Origin of the sequence: Chryseobacterium gambrini (assembly GCF_900156825.1) — a bacterium.
Lineage (GTDB): Bacteria > Bacteroidota > Bacteroidia > Flavobacteriales > Weeksellaceae > Chryseobacterium > Chryseobacterium gambrini.
Window position 1 is genome coordinate 1 of the sequence record NZ_FTOV01000012.1, and the last position, 19,328, is coordinate 19,328.

21 protein-coding genes and 1 tRNA gene are annotated in these 19,328 nt (G+C 38.2%); 21 read left to right on the forward strand and 1 reads right to left on the reverse strand.

Going from position 1 to position 19,328, the window contains the following annotated elements:
* Nucleotides 1-18: 18 nt before the first annotated feature.
* Both BW951_RS17530 and BW951_RS17535 read left to right on the forward strand, forming a co-directional pair.
* Nucleotides 19-92: transfer RNA gene (locus tag BW951_RS17530), tRNA-Asp, on the forward strand.
* A gap of 247 nt (nt 93-339) precedes the next feature.
* Nucleotides 340-1,575: a site-specific integrase gene (locus BW951_RS17535; RefSeq protein ID WP_034741491.1), complete on the forward strand. Its 1,236-nt coding sequence runs from the start codon at nt 340-342 to the stop codon at nt 1,573-1,575.
* Between the two features lie 179 nt (nt 1,576-1,754).
* Here BW951_RS17535 and BW951_RS23295 read toward each other — a convergent pair whose 3' ends face one another.
* Nucleotides 1,755-2,135 (reverse strand): YidH family protein, encoded by a 381-nt coding sequence (locus BW951_RS23295; RefSeq protein ID WP_034741488.1) that lies wholly within the window; start codon nt 2,133-2,135, stop codon nt 1,755-1,757.
* A 176-nt stretch (nt 2,136-2,311) separates the two neighbouring features.
* On the opposite strand from BW951_RS23295, the gene BW951_RS17545 reads away from it, so the two are divergent.
* The 19 genes from BW951_RS17545 (at nt 2,312) to BW951_RS17635 (ending at nt 19,320) form a co-directional block, all read left to right on the forward strand.
* The gene (locus BW951_RS17545; RefSeq protein ID WP_034741485.1) at nt 2,312-2,944 is read left to right on the forward strand and encodes a Crp/Fnr family transcriptional regulator; all 633 of its coding nucleotides are present in this window, start codon (nt 2,312-2,314) and stop codon (nt 2,942-2,944) included.
* A gap of 73 nt (nt 2,945-3,017) precedes the next feature.
* The gene (locus tag BW951_RS17550) at nt 3,018-3,812 is read left to right on the forward strand and encodes a sulfite exporter TauE/SafE family protein (RefSeq protein WP_034741481.1); all 795 of its coding nucleotides are present in this window, start codon (nt 3,018-3,020) and stop codon (nt 3,810-3,812) included.
* A 196-nt stretch (nt 3,813-4,008) separates the two neighbouring features.
* Complete coding sequence (locus BW951_RS17555) at nt 4,009-4,572, forward strand: YeeE/YedE family protein (RefSeq protein ID WP_034741478.1); 564 nt, start codon at nt 4,009-4,011, stop codon at nt 4,570-4,572.
* Nucleotides 4,573-4,583: 11 nt separating this feature from the next.
* Nucleotides 4,584-5,066 (forward strand): DUF6691 family protein, encoded by a 483-nt coding sequence (locus tag BW951_RS17560; protein WP_034741476.1) that lies wholly within the window; start codon nt 4,584-4,586, stop codon nt 5,064-5,066.
* Nucleotides 5,067-5,284: 218 nt separating this feature from the next.
* Nucleotides 5,285-6,484: an NAD(P)/FAD-dependent oxidoreductase gene (locus BW951_RS17565; protein WP_034741473.1), complete on the forward strand. Its 1,200-nt coding sequence runs from the start codon at nt 5,285-5,287 to the stop codon at nt 6,482-6,484.
* A gap of 124 nt (nt 6,485-6,608) precedes the next feature.
* Nucleotides 6,609-7,805, forward strand: a complete 1,197-nt coding sequence (locus BW951_RS17570) for a hypothetical protein (RefSeq protein ID WP_040995549.1) — start codon at nt 6,609-6,611, stop codon at nt 7,803-7,805.
* Between the two features lie 99 nt (nt 7,806-7,904).
* Complete coding sequence (locus tag BW951_RS17575) at nt 7,905-9,296, forward strand: MBL fold metallo-hydrolase (RefSeq protein ID WP_034976041.1); 1,392 nt, start codon at nt 7,905-7,907, stop codon at nt 9,294-9,296.
* Nucleotide 9,297: 1 nt separating this feature from the next.
* Entirely contained in the window at nt 9,298-9,612 is a 315-nt protein-coding gene (locus BW951_RS17580; RefSeq protein ID WP_034741465.1) for a rhodanese-like domain-containing protein, read from the forward strand.
* Complete coding sequence (locus tag BW951_RS17585) at nt 9,612-10,223, forward strand: class I SAM-dependent methyltransferase (protein ID WP_034741462.1); 612 nt, start codon at nt 9,612-9,614, stop codon at nt 10,221-10,223. The genes BW951_RS17580 and BW951_RS17585 overlap by 1 nt, the downstream gene beginning before the upstream one ends.
* Before the next feature lie 8 nt (nt 10,224-10,231).
* On the forward strand, nt 10,232-10,465 hold the full coding sequence (locus BW951_RS17590; protein WP_034741459.1) for a hypothetical protein: 234 nt from the start codon (nt 10,232-10,234) through the stop codon (nt 10,463-10,465).
* A 10-nt stretch (nt 10,466-10,475) separates the two neighbouring features.
* A complete protein-coding gene (gene trxA, locus BW951_RS17595; protein ID WP_034976039.1) occupies nt 10,476-10,772 on the forward strand; it encodes a thioredoxin in 297 nt (98 codons plus the stop codon).
* 1 nt (nt 10,773) lies between these two features.
* Nucleotides 10,774-11,478 (forward strand): thioredoxin domain-containing protein, encoded by a 705-nt coding sequence (locus BW951_RS17600; RefSeq protein WP_034741451.1) that lies wholly within the window; start codon nt 10,774-10,776, stop codon nt 11,476-11,478.
* Nucleotides 11,479-11,575: 97 nt separating this feature from the next.
* On the forward strand, nt 11,576-11,944 hold the full coding sequence (locus BW951_RS17605; protein WP_123851096.1) for a hypothetical protein: 369 nt from the start codon (nt 11,576-11,578) through the stop codon (nt 11,942-11,944).
* Between the two features lie 104 nt (nt 11,945-12,048).
* The gene (locus BW951_RS17610; protein ID WP_034741446.1) at nt 12,049-13,416 is read left to right on the forward strand and encodes a TolC family protein; all 1,368 of its coding nucleotides are present in this window, start codon (nt 12,049-12,051) and stop codon (nt 13,414-13,416) included.
* Nucleotides 13,417-13,425: 9 nt separating this feature from the next.
* Complete coding sequence (locus tag BW951_RS17615) at nt 13,426-16,584, forward strand: efflux RND transporter permease subunit (protein ID WP_034741443.1); 3,159 nt, start codon at nt 13,426-13,428, stop codon at nt 16,582-16,584.
* A 14-nt stretch (nt 16,585-16,598) separates the two neighbouring features.
* Nucleotides 16,599-17,705, forward strand: coding sequence for an efflux RND transporter periplasmic adaptor subunit (locus tag BW951_RS17620; protein WP_042279168.1), 1,107 nt, complete (start codon nt 16,599-16,601; stop codon nt 17,703-17,705).
* On the forward strand, nt 17,705-18,247 hold the full coding sequence (locus tag BW951_RS17625) for a TlpA family protein disulfide reductase (RefSeq protein ID WP_034741440.1): 543 nt from the start codon (nt 17,705-17,707) through the stop codon (nt 18,245-18,247). Before BW951_RS17620 ends, BW951_RS17625 begins: the two co-directional genes overlap by 1 nt.
* Before the next feature lie 18 nt (nt 18,248-18,265).
* Nucleotides 18,266-18,871, forward strand: coding sequence for a TlpA family protein disulfide reductase (locus BW951_RS17630; protein ID WP_034741437.1), 606 nt, complete (start codon nt 18,266-18,268; stop codon nt 18,869-18,871).
* Between the two features lie 20 nt (nt 18,872-18,891).
* Nucleotides 18,892-19,320 (forward strand): DsrE family protein, encoded by a 429-nt coding sequence (locus tag BW951_RS17635; protein WP_228427563.1) that lies wholly within the window; start codon nt 18,892-18,894, stop codon nt 19,318-19,320.
* The last annotated feature ends 8 nt before the right edge of the window (nt 19,321-19,328 follow it).

Consider the following 19,328-nt stretch of genomic DNA (forward strand, 5'->3'; position numbering starts at 1 on the left):
TACTTTTAAAACAAAATTGATCCGGTAGTTCAGCTGGTTAGAATGCCGCCCTGTCACGGCGGAGGTCGCGGGTTCGAGTCCCGTCCGGATCGCAACTACAATATCAAAGTAGTACAAAAAGCTTTAAAACGTATGTTTTAAAGCTTTTTTTGTTTTATGTCTGTTCAAAGAGAACTAAAAAAGCATAATCTGAAAGTGACCTATTCAGTGACCTGTTGAAATAGGTTAAAAAGGTCACTGGAAATTCAGACAAACCCTTTTCAGCAGCTGGTTCAGCAACTGAACATCTTGTGTTAAGTTTTTACTAAGGTTAATTTTAAATCTCAAAAGCTAAACGATATGAACAAGACATTCAATTTACTTTTCTATGTGAAGAAATCGAAAATCAATTCTGTAGGAGAGTCTCCTATTTATTTGCGGATTACCATCGACGGCAAAATAACCGAAATAAGCACAAAGCGTACAGTAAAGCCTACGAAATGGAATTCTGCAATGCAGAAGGTTAGTGGCTCTTCGGAAGAATGCAGATCCCTTAATTATTATTTGAAAACATTTGAGCAAAAAGTTTACGATACCTATCACGAATTAATCAGAGATAAGGAAGCCGTAACTTCTGAGGCTATTAAGAATAAGTTAGTAGGTAGAGGTAGAATAACCCGAACACTCATTCCCGTTTTTCAGGATCATAATGATCGAATGGAGAAACTTATAGACAAAGAATTTGCCCAAGGAACGTTAACCCGTTATAAGACCTGTCTGAAACATACCAAAGATTTTTTGAAATGGAAATATAGTATTACCGACATTGAAATAAAAAAGATCGATTATGCTTTTCTAAACGATTTTGAATTTTTTTTAAGGACTGAAAGATCCTGTAATAATAATTCTGCAGTAAAATATATCAAGAATTTTGGTAAGATTATACGTATCTGTCTTGCAAATGGATGGATGGAAAGAGATCCTTTTATGAACTATCATTCTAAGTTTAATGAAGTGACAAGAATGTTCCTTAATGAAAAGGAGATAGAAGTACTTTTTGCCAAAGATTTTAAAAATGAGAGATTGTCTTTGGTAAGAGATATTTTTCTGTTCAGCTGTTTCACCGGACTAGCGTACATTGATACTCAAAAACTAACATATCAAAATATCAATTTGGGACTTGATGGCTCTCAATGGATTTATACAAAACGTCAGAAAACTAAAACTACTTCTAATATTCCCTTACTTTCTCAAACAGAGAAAATTATTGAAAAATACAAAAATCATCCAGTATGTCTTAATAATGGAAAGTTGCTGCCTATTCTGAGTAATCAAAAGATGAATGCATATCTTAAGGAGATTGCCGACCTGTGCGGAATTAACAAAGAATTGACCTATCATATTGCACGACATACCTTTGCAACAACGATAACTTTATCTAATGGGGTTTCCATTGAAAGTGTTAGTAAAATGCTAGGTCACAAGAGCATTAAGACAACACAGCATTATGCGAAAATACTTGATAAAAAAGTCAGTGAGGATATGATGGAATTGAAGCAAAAATTTACTAATAAGGAAATTGTTGTAATTTTTTAGGTAACTCATTTTTGCTGAAGGATTCTTGATAATTGTAATAATAAAGATTATCTACTGAACTCTGGAAAAAACCTTAATTTCAAGGAAATCGGACTGCGTTTTCCCATCATCTATGTGAAACACTCTTTCGATTTTTATTGATTTATAATAGCTAATTAATTGAAATCTGTGAGTATCATTTATATGTTATTTAATAAGTAATGTATTAAAAAAATGCTCAGCAAAAATAAAACAGTGGTGACTATGAGCAAGAAAATGTTGTTCTCGTAAAATGTATTATTATTAATACGTTTTTTGTTATTGTAGTAATTAATATATGAAAATAATAAAACTATAGCTCCAACAATGACAATTACAATCCCTACAAGACTGGAATGTCCATTTTGAGCGTGCACTGTGTTTTTAGCTTCTGCAACTAAAGGTATCTGCTTAAGAAATAGGGAAAATTTAACTAGTATGAATCCGAAACCCATCAATGCTATCGATGTTCGCATCCACGCAAGAAATGTTCTTTCATTTGCCAAATGTTCACTGGTATGATTTGGTTTATCTTTATTCATATCTTATTCAAAATTTATCTTATGCCTACAATAGCTAACAATACCAAATTTACAAATTAAGTTTGAAATAGATTTTTTATCTATTAGCAATTTGCAACAAAATAAAATGTTCTAGGTTACATATTGACGGTTTATATTCAGAAGAAATATATTATATTAGAAGAAATATTTTTGCAATGGAACATACTGAATTTTCTTCCGATGTCATTTCTTCACAGGAATTACTTGATAAGCTTTACCAAAATGGTAATATAAAAACCTACCGGGAAGGTGAAATCATTTTAGATGAAAATGCTTCGATCCGATCTATACCAATTGTAATGAAGGGATTGTTGAAAGTAATACGAACGGAAGAAGATGGAAGAGAAATATTATTATACTATATTAAAGCAGGTGAAAGCTGCATTATGTCTTTTCTTGGTGGAATGCATAATGAAAAGAGTATTGTAAAGGCAGAAGTTGAAGAAGATTCCGAGATACTTTTCTTACCTGTAGAAAAGGTTTCGCTCTTTATCAAAGAATATCCGGAATGGCTGGACTATATTTTCAGACTATATCACAAACGCTTTGAAGAATTACTGGATATTATTAATGCTATAGCTTTTAAAAAGGTAGATGAGCGACTACTAAATCTTCTTACTAAAAAAGCAGAAATAGCAAATTCAAATACTATAGTCGTTACTCACGAGCAGCTTGCGAATGAACTTGGAACAGTAAGAGTTGTTGTTTCCCGACTTCTAAAGCAATTGGAAGATTCTGGAAAAGTGAAATTGGGAAGAAACAAAATTATTTTTTCAGATCTGAACTAAAATTTTCTTATGTAACAAAAGTAGCGGTGCAGTAAAATAGAAATATCCATTTTTGTCATATAAAATTAAAGAGATGGAAATTTTCGGATACATTGCCGCAATATTTATTGGTATTTCCTTAGGGCTGATAGGAGGAGGGGGAAGTATTCTTACTGTGCCTGTCTTAGTATATCTCTTTGGTATAGATGCCTTCGTAGCCACAGAATATTCACTTTTCATAGTTGGAATCAGCAGTGTGGTAGGTTCATTTTCCTACTTTAAGAAAGGGCTGGTTAATATAAAAACAGCTTTGGTTTTTGGTGTCCCGTCAATAATATCTATTTTTTTGACCAGAAATTTTATTTTGCCACTGATTCCTGATGAAGTTCTTACAATCAGTACTTTAGTGGTTACCAAAGATATCTTATTACTTCTGATTTTTGCATTATTAATGATTCTCGCATCGTACAAAATGATTCAAAGTAGAGTAGCGCCGCAGATAGAATCGATTCATTTTAATAAAAATAACAATCTTTTGGCAGCAGGGCAAGGGTCGGTTGTCGGGGTGCTTACTGGTTTGGTCGGTGCGGGTGGTGGCTTTATGATTATTCCTGCACTCGTCAATTTGCTCAAGACACCAATGAAGGTAGCCATCGGTACCTCGCTTGTCATCATTTCCCTGAATTCCCTTATCGGATTTTTCACTTCAATGCACAACGTCCCGATCAACTGGAAACTACTTGCAACGGTCTCATCCATTTCCATAGTGGGGATTATTATAGGAGCACAATTGTCAAAAAAAATAGACGGTAGAAAACTCAAACCTGCTTTCGGCTGGTTCATCTTAATAATGGGAATTTACATTATTGTAAGAGAGCTTTTAATGTAGCTTTTGAGCATCTTTTGCAGCGTGAGTTTGTCGGAAAATTATTGCATCCAGGTTCGCTGATTCTCAATAAAAGAATTCAGTTATTTTTATTCGAAAAATCTATTTTGTATTTTAGAAAAGAGAAATAAACTGCTCTGTAACAAAAGTAACCGTATATGTAATCTTAAACATATATTTTTGAAATAAATTAATTAAAATGATAGAAGTTATAAAACAACCCTGGCCGTGGTATATTGCGGGTCCGTTAATAGGGCTTACAGTTCCGGCTTTGCTGATACTGGGTAACAAATCTTTTGGAATCAGTTCATCTTTAAGGCATATTTGCGCAGCGTGTATTCCAGCCAACATTATTTTTTTCAAATACGACTGGAAAAAAGAACTCTGGAATTTGTTTTTCGTTTTTGGGATTTTGCTCGGTGGAGTTGTCGCATCTCAATTCCTTATGAATCCTGGAGAATTATCGATTAATCCGAATCTGAAAGCCGAACTTGCAACCTACGGAATTACCGATTACAGCAATCTCGTTCCTGCTCAATTGATGAATTTTGCGAGTCTTTTAACGATAAAAGGTTTCATTACTATGGTTGTCGGTGGATTTTTGGTAGGTTTCGGAACCCGTTATGCAGGTGGTTGTACCAGTGGACACGCCATTATGGGATTGGCAAATTTGCAGTTACCATCACTTATTGCCACAATATGCTTTATGGCAGGAGGTTTTCTAATGGCGAACGTGATTTTGCCGATAATTCTTTCACTTTAATTTAAAAAAATATGGCAACAGAAAAAGATATACGTCATCAGGACAGCGTTTGCACCAACGAAAGTCATCTTACTCACAAATGGTATTACAATCTTAAATACCTTTTGGTAGGAATTGTATTTGGGATTGTATTTGTAAAAGCAGAAATCATCAGCTGGTTCAGGATTCAGGAGATGTTCCGTTTGCAGTCGTTTTTTATGTACGGCGTAATCGGTAGTGCAGTTCTTACAGGAATGATTTCAGTGTTTATTATTAAGAAATTCAACATCAAAACAATTTACGGGGAAAGGATTTCAATTACACCGAAGAAATTTAACAAAGGACAAATCTATGGCGGGCTGATTTTTGGATTTGGCTGGGCAATGACGGGTGCCTGTCCGGGACCTCTTTTCGCACAGATTGGAACAGGTGCATTGGCTGTTGGAGTTACTTTGCTGAGTGCCATTTTTGGAACTTGGGTCTATGGATATTTGAGGGATAAATTGCCCCACTAATATATTTTCAGTAAAAATCTAATCGTAAGAGACTGATTCAATTTTGAATCAGTCTCTTTTTTACAATATTATTTGATGACTGTTGTTAATATTGAGGTATTTTGAGTTTATTTTTAAATTATTTTATATTTTATGCTTAGTTTTTAGCTTATGTAACAAATGTTACTTACTGTTTTTATCAGATTATTTAGCTTTACAAATCATCAAAAAGTCTGGCTATGGAAAATCATTTTCAAATCATCATTATCGGAGCAGGAACAGGAGGAATTATGACTGCTGCTTCTCTCATAAATACCAATGAATCCCTCAATGTTCTCATCATAGACCCTTCCGAGAAACATTATTACCAACCAGCGTGGACTCTCGTAGGAGCTGGAACTTACGATTTTAAAGACACAGCAAGACAGACAAAAGATTTAATTCCCAATGGTGTAACCTGGCTTAAAAACAAGGTTACAGAAATTCATCCCGAACAAAACAAGATTTCTGCAGATAATGGCACGAGTTATTCTTACGAATATCTCGTGGTTGCACCTGGGCTGGTGAATAATCTTTCTCTGGTAGAAGGTTTAGAAGAGGCGGTGAAAACGGGTATTGTTTGCAGTAACTATATAGATCCCGAGTTTACGTGGAAATCTCTTCAGAGCTTTAAAGGAGGAAATGCGCTGTTCACTTTGCCTACAACGCCCATCAAATGTGGAGGCGCGCCGCAAAAGATAATGTATCTTGCCGCAGATTATTTTAGGAGAAAAGGTATTTCAGATAAGGTAAAAATTACTTTTGCGCTTCCCGGTGGTGTTATTTTTGGCGTAAAAGAAGTCGCTGAAACGTTGATGAAAGTCATTTACCGTTACCATATCGATTTAAAAACACTGCACGGACTTTTTAAGATTGACCCGGTGAATAAAATTGCCTATTTCAAAAACGAAGATCGTATTGTTGAGATTCCGTTTAATTTTCTTCATCTTGCGCCGCCACAGGAAGCTCCACGTTTTATTAAAAATTCAGTTTTAGCTAATGAGGCAGGCTGGCTTGATGTTGATATTAACAGTCTTCAGCACAATAAATTTCAAAATATTTTCGGAGTAGGAGATGTAGCCGGACTTCCAACTGCAAAAACTGGTGCTGCAATTCGAAAACAAGTTCCTGTAGTGGTTTCTAATCTCATCAATATGATTTTAGGTGCAAAACCAGATAACAAATCTTATAATGGATATTCTTCGTGCCCGCTTGTAACAGGTTACGGAAAAATGGTTTTGGCAGAATTTAACTATAAAAATGAGTTCACACCAGACCCGAATCTCAAAAAGATGCTCATTTCAGACAGTTCAAAAGAGCATTGGAGACTTTGGATTCTCAAGAAATATATTCTCCCGTATCTCTATTGGAACAAAATGCTGAAAGGAAAAGAAGTTTGAAATGTATACCAAAAAAGTTACGTCAATAATTTTGGTGTTTGCTTTTTCAATGGTTAAAACGCAATCTGTTAATTTAGATAATCGTGATAAAGTCATCATCTCAGGAAATCTACGAAACTTTTTGATGTCAACAGACAATCTTACAGGTACCGATTATTGGGCAGATGCTTTAGCAGGAAATTTAAAGGTTGAATACAAACCCGTAAAACGTATTTCCATTGGAGTTTCTGCTTCGTATCTTTCTAAAGTTGCATCATCAGATTTGGAAGAAAAGGATTTGAAATCCGGAAAATCTTCCAAGTGGGAACGGGAACTTTTTGACTTATCTTCTCCTCAGAATCTTTATGCCGTTTCAAGGCTTAATCAGTTGTATTTACAATACGAGAAAGGGAAATCAAAATTTACGATAGGAAAAATTCCGATTAAATATTCTCCGCTTATCAATCCAAGTGACGGCAGAATGTTACCTATAGAATATGGCGGATTGAGCTGGAATTTTACTTCCGGTAAATCACAGGTTGATGTAGCATTGCTGAATTCTGTTTCAATGCGTTCAAATTCAGAATGGTCAAAAATGAAAGACGCAATCGGAGTATTGGATAACGGATTTCAACCAGACAGCTCAAAAGCAGATTATCTCAGTGAAAATAACAGCACAGGTGTTGCCATCTTTCACTACGGAAGAAAATTTCGAATTGCAGATATTAATTTTTACAACATACATTTAGATAAAACACTCAATACATCTTGGTTTCAGCTGGGTTTAAATTTTCCTAAATGGGATTTTGGGTTGATTTACAGTTATCAGATTCCGGATTCTTACCAAAGTCGATTAAAATATTACGAAAGATATGTCCAGCCAGATGAAAACGGTCAGGTTGCAAGTTTTTTGTTTCGATATAAGATCAAAAATTTCGCTTTGGAGTTTGCTTATTCTAAAGCATTTGATACCGGCAGATTTTTATTTCCGAAAGAATTGGGAAGAGATCAGTTTTTCACATCGCTTCCGAGAAGCAGATTGGAAGGTTTTGGAAATGTTGATATTATAAAAGTTTCGGTCTTATTTCATCATGGAAAATGGTCGGCTCACTCAGATTTTAGCATCAGCAACGGAGTTTCCGAAAATGATTTTAAAAATAATAAGTACAATACAGATGATTTTTTGCAATGGAATAGCTTTGTCGCTTACAAAGTCAGTCATAAACTGGAAGTTGATTTGCTTTACATTTTTAAAAGAAATCTGCAAAGCTCAAACCCAATTGCAGTCTATCAAAAGACCAATTATAATCAGTTAAATTTAATTACGAATTATTGGTTTTGAAAAATTTAACTTATGTAACAAAAGTAGCGGTATAACACTTTGTAAACCCCGAAATTTGTACTATAATATTAAAAAAGTATAACCCTAAAAAATTACATTATGTTTTTTCAGCATATTTATGATAAGAGCCTTGCGCAGGCTAGCTATTTAATAGGATGTCAGGCAAAAGGTGAAGCCATTGTTATCGATGCCAAAAGAGATATCGATACCTATCTTCAGATTGCCAAAGAAAATAATCTCACGATTACACATATTACAGAAACTCATATTCACGCCGATTTTTTGTCGGGTTCTAGAGAACTTGCGGAAGTGACGGGTGCAAAAATGTATCTTTCGGATGAAGGTGGTGAAGATTGGCAATATCAGTTTCCACATACCGGATTAACGAATGGAGATATCATTAAAGTTGGAAATTTAACTTTAAAAGTCATTCACACGCCGGGACATACGCCGGAAAGCATCAGCTTTTTATTGACCGATCATCCTGCAACGGACGAACCGGTGATGATTTTTACAGGAGATTTTGTTTTTGTGGGAGATATAGGAAGACCAGATTTATTGGAGAAGGCGGCCGGAATTACAGGAACTCAGGAAAAAGGAGCGAAAGAAATGTTTCATTCTGTTCAGGATTTTAGCAGATTGCGGGAGTTTATCCAAGTTTGGCCGGGACACGGTGCAGGTTCGGCTTGCGGAAAAGCTTTGGGTGCAGTTCCGAGTTCAACGGTAGGTTATGAAAAAATCAGAAACTGGGCTTTTCAATATGAAGAAGATGAGGAAGGTTTTGTAGAATATCTGCTGGAAGGACAGCCGGAACCTCCAAAATATTTTGCAATGATGAAAAAACTCAACAAAGTGGAAAGACCTTTATTAAAAGAAGTTCCAAAACATCCGAAACTTTCCAAAGAAGAATTTTTGAAAGCTTATCAAAATGGAGTTAAAATTATAGACACGAGAAATAAAGTAGATTTTGCCCAAGGTTTTATACCAAACAGCATCAATATTCAGGGTAATAATTCATTTTCCACGTGGATGGGATGGATTGTCAATTATTCCGAGCCGTTTATTTTGGTTGCTCAGGAAGAACAAATGGAAGATCTTACCAGAAAACTGATGAGAATCGGGATGGATCAAATGATGGGCTATATTGATGACGTGAAAAATTTAGACTTAGAATTACAGACTGCCGATATTATTGATATTGAGGAATTCAAATCTTATCTGAACAGAGATAATATTCAGGTGGTTGATGTAAGAAATAAAACCGAATATGACGCAGGACGTATTGAGAATGCTGAGAATGTCTTTGTGGGAACTTTGGAGGATAATCTGGATAAAATTTCCCATGAAAAACCAATTGTAATTCATTGTCAAAGTGGCGACAGAGCAGCAATTGCCTATTCTCTACTGAAGAAAAACGGTTTTGAGAACGTCAAAAATTTCTCTGGCGGAATGAAAGAATGGACAGAAAAAGCAAACCCTGTAAAAAATTAAGATGGATTTATTATCAATGTTATTCGGAAAAAAAGACAATGCTGCGCTGGAAACTGCGTTGGGAGAAGGTGCTTTTTTGGTAGATGTAAGAACGCCCGTAGAATTTGCTTCGGGAAGTGCTGAAGGGGCTGTTAATATACCTTTGGATGTCGTCAAAGACCAGATTTCCAAGTTCAGGAATAAGAAAAACATCATTGTTTTCTGTAGAAGTGGAAACCGTAGCGCAATGGCAAAAGGAACATTGGAACGAAACGGAATCACGAATGTTCTCAACGGTGGCAGTGTACAGAATATGATAAAACTAACGGAACAATAATGAAAGATTTTTGGGACGAAAGATACCGCCAGTCAGATTTTGTGTACGGAGATCAACCAAATATCTATTTTGCCGAAAAATTGGCTGAACTCACTCCCGGAAAAGCTCTTTTTCCTGCTGAAGGAGAGGGTAGGAATGCTGTTTATGCGGCAATTCAGGGTTTTGAAGTTGAGGCTTTTGACCAAAGTGAAGAAGGCAAAAAGAAAGCGATGCAGCTTGCTGAAATAAACTCGGTGAAAATAAATTACACAACGGTTTCGGCAGATACAATAGGTTATAAAAAAGAAAGTTTTGACCTTTTAGTAATGGTTTTTGCCCATTTTCCTGAAATATTGAGGCGGGATTTGCACAGATGGTTTTCATCGCTTGTGAAGAAAGGTGGGGGAATTATTCTGGAAGGTTTCAGTAAAGAGCATTCTAAATTTCAAGACGAAAATCCAAATGCAGGCGGACCAAAACATTGGGAAATGCTTTATGATTTAGAAGAACTGAAAACTGATTTTTCCGATTTCGATTTTCAGGAAGCATATATTTCCGAAACCATACTGAGTGAAGGCGCTTATCACAAAGGAAAAGCTTCGGTTGTACGCTTTTTTGGTACAAAAAGATAAAGAAAAGTATGGATAATTTATTTAAAAACTGGAACTTTGTAAGGTTGCTTCGTCTGGCAATGGGAATTTTCCTTGTTGTAGAAGCCACACAATCTGGAATGTGGATTTTGGTGGCTGTCGGAATGGTTTTTGTTGTAATGCCACTATTCAATATCGGCTGTTGTGCTGCGGGAAACTGTTCTGTCCCAACAAGAAATTCAAAAAAAAATGGGGATAAGGTTGAATATGAAGAAATCAAATAAAATCTGAAAAATGAATAAATTTCAGGAACTAATCAGTCAGGAGAAACCCGTATTGGTAGATTTCTTTGCAGAATGGTGCGGTCCATGCAAAATGCAGGCGCCTATTCTTCAGGATCTCAAAAAGAATATTGGTGATGTAGCAAGCATTGTTAAAATTGACATCGACAAAAACCAGGCGGTTGCCTCGCAATTCGGAATCCGAAGTGTTCCTACTTTGATGATCTTGAAAAATGGAGAAGTAAAATGGAAACAATCCGGTGTTTTTCAGGCGGATGAACTGGAAAGATTAATCAAGCAAAACCTTTAAAATGTATAAAAACCTAATCGTTGTATTTTTTCTCATCGCAATTACAGGATGCGGAAAAGCTCAGAGTAACAAAAGCGAGAGCAGTCTTCCTGCCAAAGAATTTTCTAAAAAATTGGACCAGACCAAAGATGCACAATTGGTTGATGTAAGAACACCTGGAGAATTTCGTAACGGTCATCTTAAAAGTGCAATGAACATCGACTGGAATGCAGATGACTTCACAGAGAAAGCAAAAGCGCTCGATAAGGATAAACCTGTATTTGTGTATTGTATGAGCGGACCCAGAAGTACGGCCGCCGCTGCAAAACTTCAGGAAATCGGTTTTAAAAATGTATATGAAATGCAGGGAGGAATGATGAAGTGGAGGAACGCTGAGCTTCCGGAGATCAAAGCATCAACTGCTACAGGAATTAGTCTTGCCCAGTATAAGGAAATGTTGAAAAGCAATACTCCCGTTCTGGTGGATTTTTATGCAGAATGGTGCGCTCCCTGCAAAAAGATGGAGCCTTACCTTAAAAAGATGGCTGCTGAAATGCCGGATAAGGTGAAAATTTTAAGAATAGATGCAGATGCAAATACAGAACTCTGCAAAGAACTGAATGTTTCTGCACTACCGGTCCTGAAGCTGTATAAAAACGATAAATTAGTCTGGGATAATTTAGGTTTTGCAACAGAGCAGGAAGTGAAAAACAAGATTGCACAATAATGTATTTCATATAAATTCTGTTAATGTTTTTGACCTTAGTAATTAAAAATTTATATTTGCAGGAATGACTTATCAGAAATTAAATACCAATCATATAATGAAAAGCGTTATTGCAATGTTTTTCATTATATGTATTTTAATTTCTTCCTGCGCTGTAAAATACGGTATCAAAAACCTACTCAGTCTGCAGCCTTCCGCTAAAAGTCATACCTCCGCACCAAAGGAGAAATTTACCACCAACACAACCACGGCCTCTGTCTGCAACTTTTGCAAGGAAAGAGAAATTACCGCTAAAAATGATACCCATTTTTCAGTGGCGGAATTTCAGGAGCTTGCTGCATTTACATTCATTCTATTTGCAGGGGCATTTCTGTTTATAAATCTTAGAGAACATCCATTTTACAGTACTTCCAAAATTGGAATTACGGTTCCCATCTTCATACAATACCGCAAACTTATCATTTGATTTAAAATTTAATTGGTCTCTTCTTGTAGAGACTCAAACGATTGATTTTAAATTTTTATTAATCCTTATCGGAATCATTTCGGTAACTGTTAATCTTTCATACAATGATAAGAAAAAGTCTTTCAGTCCTTATTTTTGGGCTGATTACTCAGCAGTCTGTCCTTTATGCCCAGCAAGAATCACTTTTGGGTAAAATATGGACAGAAACACAAAAAAACTATTCAGGGATCCGTGCAGCCGAGTCTGCAATAGAATCTTCAGAATATAACGAAGAGACAGTAAAATCCAAGGCATTACCACAGGTAAAGCTTCAATATCAAAATACCTACGGAACATTAGAGGGAAGCAGTGGTGGTTTTTTCCCACAGTCCGGTTTTTTTAATGTTTCCGGAAACAGGAATTCGGGCTCCTCTTTATCCTCAAACAATTTCGGCTCAGCCATTGCGGAGTACGAGATCTACAACTTCGGGCGTCAGAGATCCGAGGAAAGATCAGCAAATGAGTTCACACAAAAGCTCAGGACAGATAAAGAATCCTATTTGCTGAGGCTCAAAAAATTGCTATCACAACGTTATCTTGACTATGTCTTTAATGGCGCCAAGCTCAGATGGGCAGAGAGAAACTCGACGAGGCTCGAAGAAATCCACAGTTCAAGCAAAGCCCTTTCGCGTGCCGGTCTCAAACCGGAAGCAGATTCTGTACTTACCTATTCATCGTACGTTCAGGCATTGGCAATGCAAGATAATTGGTTTGGAAAGCAGCAGGCAGCCACAGAAAAACTTAAGGAATTTTACATTGATAATTTTAAAGTAGAGGATTACCAGGTCAGTCATTTTCTTGACCCTGAAATAAATTCTTTTAACAGTGAGAAGGTTAATCCATCACATCCTTTTTTAAAGTCCATCCATCAGGAGTCCGAATACTATCAGACCAAAGCGGAAACAGAGAGAAGATCATCACTTCCGTCGCTTAAGATCTTGGGAGGTTATGCTTACAGAGGTTCAGGATCCGATCCATATGGCAATGTCTCAGGGAAATTTACCGATGGTTTCTCCAATTCTGCCAACAATGCTCTTGTTGGACTTGGATTGACGTGGAATATCAGCAGTCTTCATACGAACAGGCAAAAAGCCAATATGCTGTCAAAAGAAGCGGAACGTCTGGGTTATCTCGAAAACCAGTATCAGCTATCAATGCAGACTGAGATTAAAGCCCTTGAAAGCAGGATTGTAGAACAGCAAAAACAACTTAAGAAAGAAAGTGCTTCTGTGAAAGGCGCATCAGATGCCTACGAAATGTATGTAGCAAGATACAAGAGTGGTCTTATTACCCTCACTGAACTGTTACAGATCCGTCAGATTCTTGAAAATGCAGAAAAAAGTCAGATCGATGCCGCAAAAGAATTCTGGGAGCAGGTCATAGCAAAGGCTGAACTCACCGGCGATTTTGATTATTTATTTACCCAACTTTAAAATTTTAGAATGAATTTAATACGTTTTGCGCTCAGAAAGCCCATTGCCGTCATGGTCGTTTTCCTGTCGGTCATTGTGCTTTCGCTTACAGCTATAAAAAAAATAAAAGTAGATATTTTCCCGGAGGTAGAGTTGCCGTCAATGTATATTGCGATGCCTTACGGAGGGCTTTCACCTCAATATATGGATGGTTTTATGTCCAATGAATTTCAAAAAGTTTTACTCTTTGTGAATGGTGTCAAGAATATTGATTTCAAAAGTGTTCAGGGACTGACCTTAATGAAACTGACCTTTTATCCAGGCACCGATATGGCGCAGGCTGCAGGTGAGGTTTCCACGCAGGTTTCACGGGCAATGGGATTTTTACCACCCGGTGCAGTACCGCCTATGGTTGTGCGGTTTGACGGTAATTCACTCCCGGTCGGTCAACTTGTCTTTGAAAGTGACAATCACTCTGTAACAGAGCTTCAGACAATGGTCCTAACCAAAATCCGGCCGATGTTTGTTGAGATTCCCGGTATTACGGCTCCGGCACCTTTTGGGGGTAACATCCGTTCGATCGTTGTAAATATTGACCCGGCTGCAATGCAGAGTAACGGACTAAGTCCGGAAGAAATTACTTTGGCGATCACAAAAAGCAGCCATCCTTCGCCAGCAGGAAATATCAGAATGGGCGAAACGAATTATATGGCACCGATCAATTCCATAGCCAAAGATCCTGCGGAGTTTCTTAAAATCCCGATAAAGACCCAAGACGGTAGAACTCTTTACGTGGGTGATGTAGCCAATGTTCAGGATGGAGCTGACCAGACATCTGGATATGCATTGGTCAATGGGAAACGCTCTGTGTATCTCCCGGTGATCAAAAAATCAGATGCTTCAACACTGACAGCAGTTGAAAATCTAAAAAAAGCAATGCCAAAACTGAGAGATCAGCTTCCGGATGATGTGAAGGTGAGTTATGAATTTGACCAGTCAAAATATATTGAACGTTCCCTTTCAAATCTAATTCATGAAGGACTTTTGGGTGCACTTTTTACAGGACTGGTCATTATTCTTTTCCTTGGTGACCTTCGAGGTGCACTGATCGTGGTCTTTACAATTCCCATAGCAATATTAACAGCCGTCTGTGTGCTCTATTTTGCAGGATATACTATTAATATAATGACCTTGAGTGGGTTAGCCCTATCCATCGGAATTTTGGTAGATGAAGCTACGGTCACGATCGAGAATATCCACCAGCATATGGAAATGAGGAAAACCAAACCCAAAGCCATTCTTGATGCAGTACTTGAAATTTCCATTCCGAAGGTGCTGATATTATTATGTATTCTGGCCGTTCTTACGCCTGCCTTCATTATGACGGGCATTCCAAAAGATATGTTTCTTCCGCTTTCTTTTGCAGTTGCATTCGCAATGATAGCTTCCTTTCTGGCATCCCAGACCTTCGTTCCGATCCTGGCTAACTGGATGATGAAGAATAAGCATATTGAGAAGCATTATGTTAAAAACAGGAGTTTTTTCTATCGATTCAGAACGGGCTACAGTCACAAAATGAGAAAATGGTCGGGAAGGACTTTGGTATTGTTTTCGGCCTATATCATTTTCTCGGGCCTTTTAATATTTTTAATGATGCGCTCATTGGGAACCGATATTATGCCTCTTTCCAACAGCGGTGATTTTCAGATGAGAATTGATGCGCCACAGGGAAGCCGTCTGGAGAAAACTGAAAAGCTGGTGAAGGATATTCTCAAAGATATTGAAGGTATTTTGCCGGAAAATGCGGTCAGCATCAGTTCGGCCTATGTCGGTTTACATCCGGCAGCAACGCCGATCAATCCCATATTTCTTTTCACCAACGGAACACACCAGTCTGTTTTGCAGGTTTCTGTAAATAAGGAGATCTTTTCAGGGTCTATGGAAGATCTGAAAGAAAAGATCCGCAAGAAGATTGCTGAAAAGCATCCTGAAGCACAAATCAATTTTGAACCGATGGAACTTACCGAAAAAATTATTGGACAGGGATCGATGACCCCGATAGAAATCAAGGTAGGATCTCCGAATCTGAAACTGGCGGCATCTCACGCAAAAAAAATAGAGGAAAAGCTGAAAAGCAACGATTTCCTGCGAGACGTCCGCATTGCAGAGCCACTTCAATATCCGACGTTACAGATCAACGTAGACCGAAATCTCGCTGCGCAGTTCGGACTGACGATGCAGGATGTGACACGCAGTCTTGTGACCGCTACCTCTTCAACCCGCTACACCGACAAGAACCTCTGGGTCGACCCAAAATCAGGACTTGTCTTTCAGACACAGGTCCAGATTCCAGAAAGTATAATGAACTCTGAAGAGATCCTGAAATCACTTCCACTGAAAAAAGACAGCCCGAGACCCGTTCTTGAAGATATCGCTACAGTTAAAAAAACGACCGCACCTGCACAGGTCAACCGAAAGGGACCTATGAGATATGTAACAATTATCGGAAATGTGTACGGAAAAGACCTGGGCTCTGCTTCCAAAGCGGTAAAAAATGCCATCAGTGAGACCGGAAAACCTCCAAAAAGTGTTTCTGTCTGGACAGAAGGCACACTGCAGCTACTGGATGATACACTCGACAGTCTTGCAATGGGACTTTTGGCGGCAGTACTAGCGATATTCCTAATGCTTTCTGCTTATTATCAGTCATTTAAAGTACCTTTTGTTGTTCTTTCCGTGATTCCTTCCGTGATCGTGGGAAGTCTTGTTTTGATTTTCATTACCGGCAGTACGCTCAACCTCCAGTCATATATGGGGATGATTATGTCCATCGGTGTTTCGGTTTCAAATGCCGTATTACTTATCAATCAGGCAGAGTACTACCGTAAACATTACCATATCAGTGCGCTTCATTCTGCGAGAATGGCAGCGGCGTCCAGACTCCGCCCTGTACTGATGACCGCTTTGGCGATGCTTGCCGGGATGATTCCTATGGCAATCGGTATCGGGGAAGGTTCTGAGCAGGTTGCTCCACTTGGTAGAGCTGTTATCGGTGGTATCATCGCATCCACTCTTACCATTCTGCTTTTGGTTCCGCATTTTTTTGCAGCAGTAATGTCCAATGCAGGACATTCAAATCCTTCCTTGGATCCGGAAGATGAGGAAAGTAAATTTTTCGTACAATCTTAAATAATTAAAAAATAATGAAAATCATCAATAAAATAAAATACATCTTCATTCCGGTCGTTCTTTTGGGAATGGCTTCCTGCTCGGGCGAAAAGGAAAGTAAAAATGAAACAAAAAAAACAGTTCAGCCTGCTCGGTCTTTCGTGACCACAGAAATCAAGCTGATAAATCCCACTTATCAGATTTCCGTTCCAGGCGAACTGAAACCTTATGAATCGGTGCAGATCTTTGCGAAGGTTGCCGGATTTATCAAGAAAATTTATGTTGACAGAGGTTCAGTTGTGACCAAAGGTCAGCTTCTTGCAGTTCTGGAAGCACCAGAAATGAATCAGGATTACCTATCCGATAAATCTTCACAGCAGAAAACATACACCGACTATCTTTATGCTAAACAGGCTTTTGAGCGATTGCAGGACGCGGCCAGTACAAAAGGAGCTGTTGCCGACATAGAACTGGATAGGGCTAAAAGCATTATGCAGAGTTCCAAAGCAACATACGAGGCATCAAAAGCGGGCACCGGTAGGTCTTCACAGATGAATCAGTACCTTAGGATCACGGCACCTTTCAGTGGTGTGATAATGGATAGGAATCTGTCGGTAGGAGCCTTGGTTGGTCCCAATTCAGGAATGGCTCTTTTCAGTATTGCTCAGAAAAATAAGCTGAGACTGACGGTATCTCTTCCTGAAAAACATGCATCAAGTGTCAATGAGGGGATAGTGGCGCAATTTACGGTCAACTCTATCCCGGGAAAAAATTTTGAAGCGCATCTTTCAAGGAATTCCGGTGTTATCAGTCAGGAAAACCGTTCGATGACCCTTGAGTTTGACGTTCCAAATCCGGGCACTGTCTTAAAAGGGGGGGAATATGCACAGGTCCAGCTCAATCTGAAAAGAAGTGCACCTACATTTTTTGTACCCACGAAAAGTATTCTGCAGACTCAATCCGGAACCTTTGTGATGACCTTCAATGATAATACGGTAAGCAGAGTTGCTGTGAAAGAAGGAATCACCTACGAAAAAATGACCGAGGTCTTTGGTGCACTATTCGGCCATGACAAAGTTCTAGTAAAACCTTCCGAAGAAATTGAGGAAGGAAAGATATCAACCCCAAAAAAAAATAAATAATGATAACGACCTTAAAATTTAAAACACCTATTTTCATTCTTATGATGACCCTGTTTTCTTTTTCTTTGAGTGCGATGCAATCAAGAGTTGAGAATCAGGATGGGCCCATCCCACAAAATAATGTAAATGATAATGAGGATATCATCTTAATCGATGAGAACGGAAAGAAAATTGCTTTGAGTGAACTGAAAGGGAAGGTGGTCTTTGTAAATTTCTGGGCCACATGGTGCAGGCCTTGTGTCGAAGAAATGCCGAGCATCAGAGACCTGAAAGACAAATTCAAGGGAAATGACAATATCGTTTTTGTCCTTCTCAATGTGGAAGCCAACCTGACAAAGTCTAAGAAATTTATGAAGGATAAAAACTACGATCTTCCGGTGTATGTAGCAGCAGACACTATTCCTTCGCAGTACTTTCAGGGAGCAATTCCGACGACTTTGATCTTTAATAAAAAAGGAGAACTCGAAGCACAGATGCAGGGAGGGCAAGATTTTGACCGACCTGAGATTTATGAAGCGCTGAAAAAGTTAACCGGACAATAATTTATTAAAATAAGAACAATGGAAAAATTTAAAATATGGCTTCGGAAGAACTGGAGTACGGCACTTTTGGTGTCAATATTCATCGTGTTGCTTGTGAGTCCCGATGCAAAAGCCTGGCTGATGCGCCAGATCATCTCTACCGGTCTTATGAACTCAAAGATTGAAGAAAAGGAAACAGAGCCGGCCGTTGAGTCGACTCCTTTGTCCAGTACTGAAAACTTCAGTGTCAGAAATGATAAAGGTGAGATCATCAATACTTCTGACCTCAAGGGAAAAGTGGTATTTATTAACTTCTGGGCGTCCTGGTGCCCGCCTTGCCGTGCGGAATTCCCTTCGATTCAGACATTCTACGACCGATTTAAATCCAATAAAGATCTTGTTTTTCTTACAGTCAATCTGGATGAGCAGACCGCCTTGGGTAAGATGTATCTTGAAAAAGAACAATTCACTGTTCCGTTTTTAGTTGCAGAAGGTTCGATTCCAACTGCTTTTTTTAATGGTTCACTTCCTACGACCGTCGTTTTGGACAGATCAGGAAAAATTAGGATGCATCATGCGGGAATGGCAGACTACAGCAAAGAATCATTCTATCAAGAAATCAATCAACTTTTAAATGAAAAATAATGAAAAACTTAATTAAGATATTGACCTTCTCAGTTTTCCTGACAGGGTTTATGGGTTTTGCGCAAAAGGCAACAGTTTACGAACCTGCAAAATCTATTAATAAGGAGTACAAGGCTTTGTATGTGATCAATGAAGGTGATGACCAGAAAATCAGAGTCATTATCAGAAATATCAATAACGCGATGGAAGATCCCAGGCTGAAAGGCAAACTGAAGGTCGAACTGCTGGCCTTTGGGGGCGGAGTGGAAATGTTCAGAAAGAAAAACCCCTACGGGGAACTTCTTACAGGTCTGCAAGATAAGGGGGTAGTGATGGTACAGTGCGAAAATACCCTTCGTGAAAAAAAGATCGAAAAGTCCGAATTATTTGAGTTTGTAAATTACACCCCCAGCGGAAACGGGGAAATGATTTTGAGACAGGATGAAGGATGGGCAATAGTTAAACCCTAAAATTGGAA

Coding starts and splice junctions, on each gene's coding strand:
- BW951_RS23295 (WP_034741488.1), bottom strand. CDS start 2,135: ATGAATAAAGATAAACCAAATCATACCAGTGAACATTTGGCAAATGAA.
- BW951_RS17620 (WP_042279168.1), top strand. CDS start 16,599: ATGAAAATCATCAATAAAATAAAATACATCTTCATTCCGGTCGTTCTT.
- BW951_RS17555 (WP_034741478.1), top strand. CDS start 4,009: ATGATAGAAGTTATAAAACAACCCTGGCCGTGGTATATTGCGGGTCCG.
- BW951_RS17535 (WP_034741491.1), top strand. CDS start 340: ATGAACAAGACATTCAATTTACTTTTCTATGTGAAGAAATCGAAAATC.
- BW951_RS17570 (WP_040995549.1), top strand. CDS start 6,609: ATGTCAACAGACAATCTTACAGGTACCGATTATTGGGCAGATGCTTTA.
- BW951_RS17615 (WP_034741443.1), top strand. CDS start 13,426: ATGAATTTAATACGTTTTGCGCTCAGAAAGCCCATTGCCGTCATGGTC.
- BW951_RS17560 (WP_034741476.1), top strand. CDS start 4,584: ATGGCAACAGAAAAAGATATACGTCATCAGGACAGCGTTTGCACCAAC.
- trxA (WP_034976039.1), top strand. CDS start 10,476: ATGAATAAATTTCAGGAACTAATCAGTCAGGAGAAACCCGTATTGGTA.
- BW951_RS17605 (WP_123851096.1), top strand. CDS start 11,576: ATGAAAAGCGTTATTGCAATGTTTTTCATTATATGTATTTTAATTTCT.
- BW951_RS17545 (WP_034741485.1), top strand. CDS start 2,312: ATGGAACATACTGAATTTTCTTCCGATGTCATTTCTTCACAGGAATTA.
- BW951_RS17590 (WP_034741459.1), top strand. CDS start 10,232: ATGGATAATTTATTTAAAAACTGGAACTTTGTAAGGTTGCTTCGTCTG.
- BW951_RS17580 (WP_034741465.1), top strand. CDS start 9,298: ATGGATTTATTATCAATGTTATTCGGAAAAAAAGACAATGCTGCGCTG.
- BW951_RS17630 (WP_034741437.1), top strand. CDS start 18,266: ATGGAAAAATTTAAAATATGGCTTCGGAAGAACTGGAGTACGGCACTT.
- BW951_RS17610 (WP_034741446.1), top strand. CDS start 12,049: ATGATAAGAAAAAGTCTTTCAGTCCTTATTTTTGGGCTGATTACTCAG.
- BW951_RS17600 (WP_034741451.1), top strand. CDS start 10,774: ATGTATAAAAACCTAATCGTTGTATTTTTTCTCATCGCAATTACAGGA.
- BW951_RS17575 (WP_034976041.1), top strand. CDS start 7,905: ATGTTTTTTCAGCATATTTATGATAAGAGCCTTGCGCAGGCTAGCTAT.
- BW951_RS17550 (WP_034741481.1), top strand. CDS start 3,018: ATGGAAATTTTCGGATACATTGCCGCAATATTTATTGGTATTTCCTTA.
- BW951_RS17585 (WP_034741462.1), top strand. CDS start 9,612: ATGAAAGATTTTTGGGACGAAAGATACCGCCAGTCAGATTTTGTGTAC.
- BW951_RS17625 (WP_034741440.1), top strand. CDS start 17,705: ATGATAACGACCTTAAAATTTAAAACACCTATTTTCATTCTTATGATG.
- BW951_RS17565 (WP_034741473.1), top strand. CDS start 5,285: ATGGAAAATCATTTTCAAATCATCATTATCGGAGCAGGAACAGGAGGA.